At 62.4% G+C, this 12067-nt stretch carries 9 protein-coding genes; 5 read left to right on the plus strand and 4 right to left on the minus strand.

The genetic code is table 11. The features are described 5' to 3' along the window. Window positions 1–46 precede the first annotated feature (46 nt). The 5 genes from ACK1VC_RS05835 to ACK1VC_RS05855 all read left to right on the plus strand — a co-directional run bounded on the left by ACK1VC_RS05835 (window position 47) and on the right by ACK1VC_RS05855 (window position 7509). The gene (locus tag ACK1VC_RS05835) at window positions 47–286 is read left to right on the plus strand and encodes a DUF3203 family protein (protein WP_023046994.1); all 240 of its coding nucleotides are present in this window, start codon (window positions 47–49) and stop codon (window positions 284–286) included. Between the two features lie 121 nt (window positions 287–407). After that, window positions 408–1811, plus strand: a complete 1404-nt coding sequence (gene ccoG, locus ACK1VC_RS05840) for a cytochrome c oxidase accessory protein CcoG (RefSeq protein WP_023046993.1) — start codon at window positions 408–410, stop codon at window positions 1809–1811. Between the two features lie 50 nt (window positions 1812–1861). Beyond that, entirely contained in the window at window positions 1862–3271 is a 1410-nt protein-coding gene (mapR, locus tag ACK1VC_RS05845; protein ID WP_016487409.1) for a GntR family transcriptional regulator MpaR, read from the plus strand. Between the two features lie 56 nt (window positions 3272–3327). Continuing rightward, window positions 3328–5379, plus strand: coding sequence for a PAS domain-containing sensor histidine kinase (locus tag ACK1VC_RS05850; protein ID WP_191086669.1), 2052 nt, complete (start codon window positions 3328–3330; stop codon window positions 5377–5379). A gap of 63 nt (window positions 5380–5442) precedes the next feature. Further along, entirely contained in the window at window positions 5443–7509 is a 2067-nt protein-coding gene (locus ACK1VC_RS05855) for a hybrid sensor histidine kinase/response regulator (protein ID WP_191086670.1), read from the plus strand. A 9-nt stretch (window positions 7510–7518) separates the two neighbouring features. Here the strand turns inward: ACK1VC_RS05855 and ACK1VC_RS05860 are convergent, their stop codons facing one another. The 4 genes from ACK1VC_RS05860 to ACK1VC_RS05875 all read right to left on the minus strand — a co-directional run bounded on the left by ACK1VC_RS05860 (window position 7519) and on the right by ACK1VC_RS05875 (window position 11866). Further along, window positions 7519–8265 (minus strand): SDR family oxidoreductase, encoded by a 747-nt coding sequence (locus ACK1VC_RS05860; protein WP_023046990.1) that lies wholly within the window; start codon window positions 8263–8265, stop codon window positions 7519–7521. Window positions 8266–8636: 371 nt separating this feature from the next. Further along, the gene (locus tag ACK1VC_RS05865; protein ID WP_016487413.1) at window positions 8637–10172 is read right to left on the minus strand and encodes a DHA2 family efflux MFS transporter permease subunit; all 1536 of its coding nucleotides are present in this window, start codon (window positions 10170–10172) and stop codon (window positions 8637–8639) included. After that, the gene (locus ACK1VC_RS05870) at window positions 10169–11362 is read right to left on the minus strand and encodes an HlyD family secretion protein (RefSeq protein ID WP_016487414.1); all 1194 of its coding nucleotides are present in this window, start codon (window positions 11360–11362) and stop codon (window positions 10169–10171) included. The genes ACK1VC_RS05865 and ACK1VC_RS05870 overlap by 4 nt, the downstream gene beginning before the upstream one ends. A gap of 30 nt (window positions 11363–11392) precedes the next feature. Beyond that, the gene (locus ACK1VC_RS05875) at window positions 11393–11866 is read right to left on the minus strand and encodes a MarR family winged helix-turn-helix transcriptional regulator (RefSeq protein WP_016487415.1); all 474 of its coding nucleotides are present in this window, start codon (window positions 11864–11866) and stop codon (window positions 11393–11395) included. Window positions 11867–12067: the final 201 nt, after the last annotated feature.

Below are 12067 nucleotides of genomic sequence, written 5' to 3' on the forward strand. Positions count from 1 at the left end.
GCACCTCATTGCGGTCCACCCTGTACAACCCGAGGAGGACTGCACCATGCCCGTTGAAATCGATGAAACCAGTCGCCGCTGCACGCTGATCGGCGAAAACGTGCGTATCGAGGGTGATGGCCCTGATGTCGAAATCTTCACCGACGAAAATCTGCGCATGTCAGTGGCCCTGCTCGCAGGCCAACGCGTGCCCATTACCGAATCCGAAGCCGATGCACTGACTGTGGCAGGTGCGGTGGATAGCCGCAGGCATCTGAAGACCAGTGTGCCAGGCTCTGTGATCTAGGGCCTGGCGGGGCCTACCGGATAATCTGATACGGTTTTTATCGCAAAATCTGAGCCTGTGCTGATAACAGCCTCAGGGCCATAGTGCTCATGCCTGATCGAGGCCTGATGAGCACCGAGCCATGAACACTAGAATCCCTTTCACAGAGATCGCCGACGCCCCAGCCAGCTCACGACAGCGAAGCGCCGACAAGGGTATCCACACCCGCAGCTTCACCGGGCTTTACCGCACCCTGCGTATCGGCTTTGCCGGCGCACTGTTCGTGCTGTTTTTCGGCACGGCCTGGCTGAACTGGAATGGCCGCCAAGCCGTCCTGTGGGATTTGGCCGAGAGCAAATTCCACATTTTTGGCGCCACATTCTGGCCACAGGACTTCATCCTGTTGTCAGCGCTGCTGATTATCTGCGCCTTCGGCCTGTTCGCCATCACGGTGTATGCCGGCCGCGTGTGGTGCGGCTACAGCTGCCCGCAGAGCACCTGGACCTGGCTGTTCATGTGGTGCGAAAAGGTTACTGAGGGCGACCGCAACCAGCGCATAAAGCTTGCCGCCGCGCCCTGGAGCCTGAACAAACTGGCGCGCCGCACGCTGAAGCACAGCCTGTGGCTGGCTATCGGTGTAGCCACCGGGCTGACCTTCGTCGGCTACTTCACGCCAATCCGCCCATTGGCCGCAGAACTGTTCACTTTGCAACTGGGCGGCGTGGCACTGTTCTGGGTGCTGTTCTTTACCGCAGCGACCTACATCAACGCAGGCCTGCTGCGCGAAGCGGTGTGCCTGCACATGTGCCCATATGCGCGCTTCCAGGCCGTGATGTTCGACAAGGACACCCTGGCGGTCGCCTACGACCCGCGCCGTGGTGAAGCCCGTGGGCCGCGCAAGAAAGGCAGTGACGTAGGCGCCCAAGGCCTGGGTGACTGCGTCGACTGCACGCTGTGCGTGCAAGTGTGCCCCACCGGCATCGATATTCGCGATGGCTTGCAAATGGCCTGCATCGGATGCGCAGCGTGCATAGACGCCTGCGACGGTGTGATGGACAAGATGGGTTACGCCCGCGGCTTGATCGGTTACAAGTCCGAACACGGTCTGCAGGGCGGCACCACACACTGGCTGCGCCCGCGCCTGCTGGGCTACGTCGCAGCGCTCGCGGTGATGATCGCAGCGCTGGTGGTGGCCTTGCAGATGCGCCCGATGGTTTCGCTGGACGTCATCAAGGACCGTGGCCTGTTCCGTGAAAATGCCCAGGGCCAGATCGAGAACATCTACCTGCTCAAGGTCATCAACAAGACCGGGCGCACCCAGCACTATGCGCTGCGCCTGCTGGACGCTGACGGTTTCACCTTGCAGGGCAATACCACATTGGTGATCCCGGCTGGCGAAATGAGCGAGCTGCCGGTATCCGTGGCGATGCTGGCCGAGCGCCCGGCCAGCAGCTCGCAAACATTGAGCTTCGAAATCAGCGAGCGCGACGACCCCGCCATCCGCAGTGTGGCGCAAAGCCGCTTCGTCGCACCGATGAACCGTTGATCCCTTACACTGACGCCACCTTGCCTGCCAGGCTTCGACAGAAGGCCAGAATGAAACGCTACGAACGCTTTGCCGACGACATTGCCGAACTGATCCGCTCCGGGGTACTGGGCCCGGGCCAACGCGTGCCTTCGGTACGCTACGCCAGCCAGACCCACGGGGTCAGCCCGTCCACGGTGTTCCAGGCTTATTACCTGCTGGAGCGGCGCGGGCTGATCCGTGCCCGGCCGCGCTCAGGCTATTTCGTCAACGCCCATGCACCGCGCCAGTTCAGCGAGCCGCAAGCGTTGCAGCCGGTCAGCGAGTCCACTGACGTTGACGTCAGCGCACTGGTGTTCTCGATACTCGACTCGATCAAGGACCCCAACACCATACCGTTCGGCTCAGCCTTCCCCAGCCCCGAACTGTTCCCGCTGCAGCGCCTGTCGCGCTCACTGGCCAGCGCCAGCCGCAGCATGGACCCGCGCATGGTGGTGACCGACTTGTCGCCCGGCAACCCGCAGCTGCGCCGGCAAATCGCCCTGCGCTACATGGTCGGTGGGCTGATGCTGCCAATGGAAGAGCTGCTGATCACCAACGGTGCACTGGAAGCCTTGAACCTGTGCCTGCAGGCCGTTACCCAGCCGGGCGACCTGGTAGCCATCGAGGCCCCCGCCTTCTATGCCTGCCTGCAAGTGCTGGAGCGGCTCAAACTCAAGGCTGTGGAAATCCCCGTGCACCCGCGCGAAGGCATGGACCTGGGGGCACTGGCGCAGACGCTGGAAAAGCACCCGGTAAAAGCCGTCTGGTGCATGACCAACTTCCAGAACCCGGTAGGCGCGAGCATGCCGGAGGCAAAGAAGCAGGCGCTGGTGGAACTGCTGGCGCGGCACCAGGTGCCGTTGATCGAAGACGACGTCTACGCCGAGCTGTACTACTCGCAGCAGGCGCCCAAGCCGGCCAAGGCCTTCGACACCCAGGGCCTGGTGATGCATTGCGGCTCGTTCGCCAAAAGCCTGGCCCCCGGTTACCGCATCGGCTGGGTGGCGGCCGGTCGCTTCGCGCAGAAGATCGAACGGCTGAAACTGATGACCTCGCTGTGCGCCTCGATGCCGGCCCAGGCAGCGATAGCCGACTACCTGCAGCACGGCGGCTACGACCGCCACCTGCGCAAACTGCGCTACGCCCTGGAAGGCCAGCAGGCCAACATGCTGGCGGCCATCTCCCGCCACTTCCCGGCGCAGACGCGGGTCAGCCAGCCCTCAGGAGGCTACTTCCTGTGGCTGGAACTGCCCGAGCAGATGGACGCCCTCAAGCTGTTCCACATGGCCCTGGCACAAGGCATCAGCATCGCCCCGGGGCCGATCTTTTCGCCCACCCGCCGCTTCGGCAACTGCATCCGTCTTAACTATGGCAGCCCCTGGCATGACGGTGCCGAACGGGCCATGGAAACGCTCGGGCGGATCATTCGCTCGTTCTGAAGGAAAGCTGTCGAAGGCCAGCTATAGTTGTCGGACTCGCAGGCAGGATAGCCAGCATGCCCCAAGACAACACCCCAGCTTGCATAGAGCAACTACAAGAAAAACTACTCGAACTGGAGACGCAGAATGCCGAGCTGCGCCTCAAGGCGGCCTGTTATGAGGTCATGACTGGCCACATGCATCAAGGTTTCTGCGTGCTCGAAATGCTCGAGAACAGTGACGGAGAGCTGTACGACTACCGTTACATCCTTGCCAACGACGCCTCTATGCAGCACACCGCCCACCCCAAGCAGTTGGGCCAGACGGCACGTGAAACGATCCCGGACGAAATTGGAACCTGGCTTCCGCGGTTTGCCGAAGTGGCGCGCTCAGGGCAGCCCCTGCAGTTCGAAGCGCGGCTGGCGGTGACCGACCGCTGGCTAAAGCTGTCGGTGTATCCCCTGGAGCCCGCCAGCCAGAAACGAGTAGCGGTAGTCTTTACCGGGGTGCCGGCCGAACAGGTAACCCTCGATAACCTGCAAGCACTTAACCAGGAACTGTCGAACAGGGTCGACAAGGAGCAAGCCAACAGCAAGCTGCTTGGCGAGCTGGTCGACCACAGCCTGGCCAATGTGTTTGCTGCGGACCGCAGCTTCAGGCTGCTGGCGATCAACCGCACCGCACAGGAAACGTTCAAGCGCCTGCGCGGTTTCGTACCCAAGGTCGGCGACTACATTCCGCAGTTCCTGTCAGGCCAGCAGGACATCAAGCGTCAGCTTGACCCCTTATGGCCACGCGTACTGGCGGGCGAGGCATTCGTCCAGACAATCGCCCTTGGGAACTCACAAGCATTGCGCCACTACGAAATCCGCTACAACCCCTTGCGTGATGCTCAGCAGCAAATCCAGGGGGGGTACCTGTTTGCATACGACATCACAGAACGCGTCGCAGAGCACGAGCGGCTGCGAGAGATCGAAAACGCTTTGCGCCAATCCCAGAAGATGGAAGCCATCGGCCAGCTGACCGGGGGGATAGCGCATGATTTCAACAATCTGCTGGGTAGCATCCTCGCCGCCCTGGAAGTGGCCACCGAACGCCAGGCACAACAGCGCTACCCGGAAGCTACACGGCTACTTGCCATCGCCCGACAGGACTCCAAGCGTGCTACCTCTATGGTTCAACGCCTGCTGGCATTCGCACGCCAGCAAATCCTGATTCCGCAAACTACAGATGTGCATCAACTGGTGGCCGGTATGCACGATCTGATCAAGCGCTCGCTGCATGAAGACATCCACTTCGTTGACCAGACACTGGCCGACCAATGGCTGATAGCGATCGACCCTCCGCAACTGGAAAGTGCTTTGCTCAACCTGTGCATCAACGCCCGCGATGCCATGCCGCTGGGTGGCGAATTAGCTATCTGTTGCGCGAACACCCCATTGAATCAGGCACAGGCCCGGGTACTGGACCTCCCTGCGGGTGACTACTTGCAGATTCGTATCAGCGATAATGGCATTGGCATGACCGCCGACACGGCTCAACGCGCGCTGGAGCCATTCTTCACTACCAAACCATTGGGTCAGGGCTCAGGCCTTGGGTTGTCGATCGTCTACGGCTTCATCCGCCAGTCCGGCGGGCAGTTGCAGATCAATAGTGCGCCTGGGCATGGCACGCGTATTGACCTTTATCTCCCCAGGAAAAGCGCGGTCATAGTAACTCCGCCTGAGCGCCATCAACCCACGCCTGCCAAAACGGAATGCACACCTCGCCTGATCATGCTCATGGAGGACCAGGTAAACCTGCGCCTGGTGATCGAAGAAGTGCTGCAAGAACTCGGGCACGATGTGCGCACGTTCGTCGATGGACGCAGCGCACTGGCTGCCTGCCAAGAGGGCTTGCGGCCTGACCTGCTGGTGACCGATATCGAGCTGCCAGGCGACATCGACGGTCGGCAATTGGCCGCAGCGCTTCCCGAGGAGGTGCCAGTGCTCTACATCACCGGCTACAGCGAAGACCAGGCAGATGTCAAACCATCAAAGCACTCTAGCGTGCTGTGCAAGCCATTCAGCCTGGCGCTGCTCAGCGAGCAAATCGAAAACCTGCTGGCAAACCTGCATCCGCCGCAATGAACAGCTGTACGTTCCAGGGCCAGCCACAGTACAGTCTGTCTGATACTTTTCTGGAATGTCGCCATGCACCACCGCGACCTGTCCGGCCTGCGCCGGGAAATCGAGGCCTTGCGTCAGCATAACGCGCAGCTGGAAGCACAGCTTCGGCAACAGCAGGATCAAGACCACAGCGTCTACCGCTTTCTGTTCGACACGATGGACGAGGGGTTCTGCATCATCGAATTCTTCGATGGCCCGCATGGGCCTCTGAGTGACTATATACACGTCATGGCCAACGCGGCCTACGCCAAGCACGCCGGCATCCCCGACGTGGTCGGGCAGAAACTGCGCGAGATGGTGCCCGATGAGGCCGATGACTGGGTGGCCCGCTATGGCGCTGTACTTCGCACGGGCGAACCGCTGCACTTCGAGCAGGAACTGGTCGCCACCGGCCATGTGCTGTCAGTGACTACTTTCCGCATAGAGCCTGCTGAGAAACGCCAGGTAGCGGTGTTGTTCAAGGATGTCACCGAACGCCGGCGTGCAGAGCAGGCCCTGCAGCGCCTTAACGAACAGCTGGAACAGCGGGTGAATGCCGCACTGGCCGAACGACGCTTGTTTGCCGAATTGGTCGATCACAGCGTGGTCAATGTGCATGTGATAGACAAGAATCTGCGCTGGCTGGCTGTCAACCGCCAGGCCAGGCATGACTTCCACCTGCTGTACGGGAGAACACCGGAAATCGGCGACTACCTGCCCGGGTTGTTCGAAGATGGAAGCGCTGGCCAGACGCCTATCCTGCCAATGTGGCAGCGCGCCCTGGCAGGCGAGCAGTTCATCGAGATTGGCATCTTCGGCAAGCCCCCCATGCTGCGCCACTACGAATTGCGCTTCAACGCGTTGCACGACCAAAAAGGCGAGATTCTAGGCGCGTTTCTGTTCGCTTATGACATCAGTGACCGGGTACAAGAGCAGGAACGCCTGGCCAAGGCCGAAGAAGCACTGCGCCAGGCACAGAAGATGGAAGCCGTAGGCCAGCTCAGTGGCGGCATCGCCCATGACTTCAACAATTTGCTGGGCAGCATCCTTGGCGCCCAGGAGCTGATGCGCCAACGCCTGGACCAGTCACGCTTCGACGCCCTGGAGCCCTTGCTGAAGCTGTCCAGCGGCTCGGCGCAGCGGGCCTCTTCACTGGTGCACCGGCTGCTGGCATTCTCTCGCCAGCAGACCCTGCAACCCTGCTCCACGCAGGTGACCACGTTGGTGGCCGGTATGGAAGAGCTTCTGCGCCGCACCATCGGCCCGGCCATTACCCTGAGCAGCCGCTTCGCCAGCCCGTTGTGGCCTACCTTCATTGATCCGCCCCAACTGGAAAGCGCCCTGCTCAACATCTGCATCAACGCTCGCGATGCCATGCCCGCAGGTGGGGTGATCGACATCATTGGCGACAACCTGCTGCTTGACGACGAGCAGGCCCTGGCTTTGCAACTGCCAGCCGGCGAGTATGTGCGGCTGAGCATCGTCGACAACGGTAAAGGCATGTCGGCTGAAGTGGCGGAGCGCGCAGTCGACCCGTTCTTCACCACCAAGCCGATGGGCCAGGGCAGCGGCCTGGGTCTGTCCATGACCTACGGCTTCGTGCGTCAGTCGGGTGGGCAATTACGCGTGCTGTCGGTGCTTGGCGAGGGCACCCGCATCGAGCTGCTGCTACCCCGACACCCCGAGCAGCCCCAGGCGCCAGCCGAAAAACTGCAGCACCCGCCTTTGCAAGCAAGCAGCGCGGCTGCACGGCGCATTCTGTTGATTGAAGACCAGACCGCCTTGCGCTTGGTGGTCGGCGAAGTGCTGGAAGAGCTGGGCTATCTGGTGGACGCCTTCGAGAATGGTCCGACCGCCCTCGCCCACCTGCAAAGCGGCGAACGGCCAGACCTGCTGCTGAGCGATATCGGACTGCCGGGTGGCCTGAATGGCCGCCAGGTGGCCGAACGCTGCCGTGAGCGCTACCCAGACCTCAAGGTGCTGTTCATCACCGGCTACGATGAGAGCGCCGCGCTCAGCGACGGCCAGCTGTTGCACGGTACGTTGGTGCTGACCAAGCCGTTCGAGCTCGAAGTACTCGCCGAGCGGGTACGCGAGCTGCTGGAGGATTGACGGGCGCGTTCAGCGCCCGCCGCTCAGGTCGATGAAACTGCCGGTGGAGTAGGAGGCTTTGTCCGAGAGCAGCCAGAGGATGGCTTCGGCCACTTCCTCGGGGCGTCCGCCGCGCCCCATGGGCAAACCCGGCTCAAGCTTGCTGACCCGGTCGGGGTCGCCGGACAAGGCATGGAACCCTGTGTGGATGTAACCTGGGCGTACGCCATTGACCCGCACGCCCTCGCCTGCCACTTCTTTGGCCAGGCCGATGGTGAAGGTGTCGAGCGCGCCCTTGGAGGCGGCATAGTCGACATATTCGTTGGGCGAGCCCAGGCGCGCAGCCATCGATGACACGTTGACAATGGCCCCGCCCTGCCCGCCATGCCGGTGTGCCATGCGCAGCAAAGCGTGCTTGGCGCAGAGCATGGGGCCGACGACGTTGGTTTTCATGATCTTCAGCAGGCGGAACTCGGACATGGCCTCGACGCGGCTCTGCTGGCCGATGGTGCCGGCGTTGTTGACCAGTGCGGTGACCCGGCCGAGCTCTTCGTCGACGCGCTGAAACAGGTGGATGATCTCATCCTCGACGCTGACGTCGGCCCGCACGGCGATAGCCTCGGCGCCCAGGGCGCGGACCTGGCCGAGGAGGGTTTCGGCGGCCTGGTCGTCGGCGTGGTAGTTGATGCAGATGCGGTAGCCCTGGCGGGCCGCCAACAGCGCCGTGGCGGCACCGATACCGCGGCTGCCGCCGGTGATGACGATGACGTTCTCCATGATTTTGCCAATCGCTTGGGGAAGGGACCGTCGACAATAGGCGAAACGGAGCAGTATGTGAATAGAGGGGCCACCCAGTGCCTGACTTGAGAGATTGGGCGTGGCGGATATCCAGCGCCGCCCGCGCGGCGCATCGCGAGCTCCGCTCGCTCCTACGTTTGCTTCGGGCCAATTATTCCTGTGGGATTTGTACGCGAACGCCTTGGCGCATAGCTCGATATCGTGCCGTACAAACAAGGCGGTCGCGCGCGACGGGTACAGGCATTACTGGCCCGAAACAAACATAGGAGCGAGCGCAGCTCGCGATGCGCCGCGCGGGCGGCGCTCGATATCCGCCCCACCCTACATCCCGAGCCATTCACCTCGTCGCCTTAATGCCCCGCCGATGCCGGCCCGGCCTTGGCAGTGAAGGGTGGTTTGGCGAACCACACCAGCAGGATCAACCCGGCAAACACCCAGGTCATCAAGGTGAAGTAGTCCACTGTCGACATCATGTAAGCCTGCCCGTTGAGTATCTGCTCCAGCTGCGCATAACTCTGCGGGCTGGCCCCACCCAACTGCTCAAGCGTATGCCGCGTCGCCGGGTCGAACTGGCTGATGTTCTCGCTCAGATAAGCGTGATGCTGGTCCGCCCGGCGAATCCAGATCCAGGTCGTCAACGACGCGGCAAAGCTCCCGCCCAAGGTCCGCAGGAAGGTCGCCAGCCCCGAGCCATCGGCAATCTGGTGCGGCGGCAGGTCGGACAGCAGGATGCTCAAGGTCGGCATGAAGAACAACGCCACGCCAATGCCCATGAACAGCTGCACCAAGGCCACATGCTGGAAGTCCACCTCGCTGGTGAAGCCGGCACGCATGTAGCAACTGGTGCCGATCGCCAGGAACGCCAGCCCTGCCAGTACACGCAGGTCGAAGCGGTGCGCATATTTGCCCACGAACGGCGACATGATCACCGGCAGCAAGCCGATCGGTGCCACCGCCAGGCCCGCCCACGTCGCGGTATAACCCATTTGCGTCTGCAACCATTGCGGCAGGATCAGGTTGATACCGAAGAACCCTGCATAGCCCCCGACCAGCACGATGGTGCCGACACGGAAGTTGCGGTGCACGAACAGGCGCAGGTTGACTACCGGGTGGCGGTCGGTCAGTTCCCAAATCACGAAGACTGCGAGGAACACCACCGAAATCAAGCTGCCGATAATGATGAACGACGATTCGAACCAGTCCAGGTCGTTGCCTTTGTCGAGTACCACCTGCAAAGCCCCGACACCGATAATCAGCGTCAGCAAGCCGATGTAGTCCATCGGCTGGCGGCTGGTGACCACCGGCCGGGTGCGCATCTGCTGGCGCACCACGGCGGCGGCGAACAGGCCGATGGGCACGTTGATGAAGAAGATCCACGGCCAGCTGTAACTGTCGGTGATCCAGCCCCCCAGGATCGGCCCGGCAATCGGCGCCACCACCGTGACCATCGCCAGCAGTGCCAGGGCCATGCCCCGTTTTGCAGGGGGGTAGACGGCAATCAGCAAGGTCTGGGTCATCGGGTACAGCGGCCCGGCGACCACGCCCTGCAATATCCGGAAACCGACCAGCTCCGGCATCGACTGGGCGATACCGCACAGGAACGAGGCCAGCACGAACAACAGCGTGGCCCAGATGAACAGTTTCACCTCGCCAAACCGTCGGCTGAGCCAGCCCGTCAATGGCAAGGCGATGGCGTTGCTCACCGCGAACGAGGTAATCACCCAGGTGCCCTGCTCGTAACTCACCCCCAGGTTGCCGGATATGGTCGGCAGCGCCACGTTGGCAATGGTGGTGTCGAGCACCTGCATGAACGTCGCCAACGACAACCCGATGGTGGTCAACAGCAGGCTGGGCGGCGTGAACTGGGCAGCGGCGTTGTTGCTCATCGCTGGGCCGTCTTGCCGGGTGCGCTGTTTTCGTGGATCAACCGGGCGATCAGGTTGTCAGCCTCGACCAGCTGACGGTCATACACCTGGGTGGTGTAGCTGGCCTGCTGTGGGGGCTGCTGGGCCAGGGCCGGCCCGCTCTGGTCATGCAAGTCGACTTCCACCACGGTGGACAGGCCAATACGCAGTGGGTGGTCCTTGAGCTGATCGGGGCTCAGGTGAATACGCACGGGCACGCGCTGGACGATCTTGATCCAGTTGCCAGTGGCGTTCTGTGCCGGCAGCAGCGCGAAGGCACTGCCGGTACCGGCGCCAAGGCTATCGACCGTGCCGCTGTACTTGACCTCGCTGCCGTACAGGTCGGCGGTGATCTGCACCGGCTGGCCAATACGCATCTCACGCAGCTGGGTTTCCTTGAAATTGGCGTCGATCCACACCTGGTCCAGCGGGATTACCGCCATGGTCGCAGTGCCAGGCTGCAGGCGCTGGCCCAGCTGCACGGTACGTTTGGCGACGTAGCCAGTGACCGGTGCTACCAAGGTGGTACGGGCGTGGTCGAGGTAGGCCTGGCGCAGATCGGCGGCGGCTGCCATGACCTCCGGGTGCGAGGACACCACCGTGTCGTCGACCAGCGCGCTGCTGGTGCTGAGCTGCTGACGTGCGCTGTTTACAGCGGCCAGGGCCACACTCAGGTCATCGCGAGCATGGGACAGTTCTTCCGCAGCAATTGCACCGCTGTCGGCCAGCACCTTGCGCCGGTTGAAGTCCTGCTGGGCTTTGCGCAGTTCGGCCTGGCGGGTTTCCAGCTGGGCCTTGAGCGAGTCGACATTGCTGTACAGCCCGCGCACCTGGCGCACGCTGCGTGCCAACTTGGCTTCGGCAGACTGCAGGGCCACCTCGCTGTCGGCAGGGTCGAATTGCAGCAATACCTGGCCGGCATGAACCAGGTCACCGTCATCGGCACCAATGCTGGTGACGGTGCCGGTGACCAGCGGGGTGATCTCCACCACGTTGCCGTTGACGTAGGCATCGTCGGTGCTTTCGTGCCAGCGCCCGACCAGGCTGTACCAAGCCCAGGTGCCGGCACCGGCAAGCATCAGCAAGAGCAGCAGGCCCAGCAGCCAGGCCTTGCGCTTGCGCGACTGCTCGGGCGCTGCGGGTGAAGTCGGGGTGTCTGCGGGAGTGGCCATGACAGTACCTTGGAGAATTCGTTACAGGGTTCAACGTTCGCCGAAACGGCGGATCGTCAACGGGTCGCCAGCAGCGAGCAGGACCTTGGCCAGCAAGCCTTCCAGGTTCTTCAGCTCTTCTGGGGCCAGCGCGCCGCACAATTCGTTCATGGCGGCAGCGCCGATTTCTGGCAAGCGGTCCGCCAGGCGCTGGCCATCAGTGGTGAGCGCCAGGCGCACCAGCCGGCGGTCCTCGGCGCAGCGGTTGCGCACAATCAGCTCCTTCTGCTCGAGCCGGTCGAGCATGCGGGTCATCGAACCGCTGTCCAGGCCCAGGTAGCGGCACAGCTCGGCCGGGGTATCCACCTGGTACTGGGTGACGATGATCAGCACCTTGAACTGCGCGGCAGTGACGCCCTCTGACTCGAGGTGCCAGTCGAGAATGCGGTCCTTCAGGATTGCCGCGCGGCCCAGCAGCATGCCGATGGCGCAGGTCTGGAAATTTTCGGGGGAGAAATGGGCCATCGAGGCTGCTCTGACAATTGTGTAGAAATATTACTGCCTAGGCAGTGAATGTCAAAGCTTTGATTAGCCAGCTATGTAAAATTTCATATTTTCGGGCTGTCACACTGCCCCCTGTAGGAGCGGCCTTGTGCCGCGATGGGCCGCAAAGCGGCCCCAAAAATCTCTGCCCTGGCACAAAACTGGGGGCCGCTTCGCGCCCCA

The organism is Pseudomonas sp. XP2, from assembly GCF_053557975.1.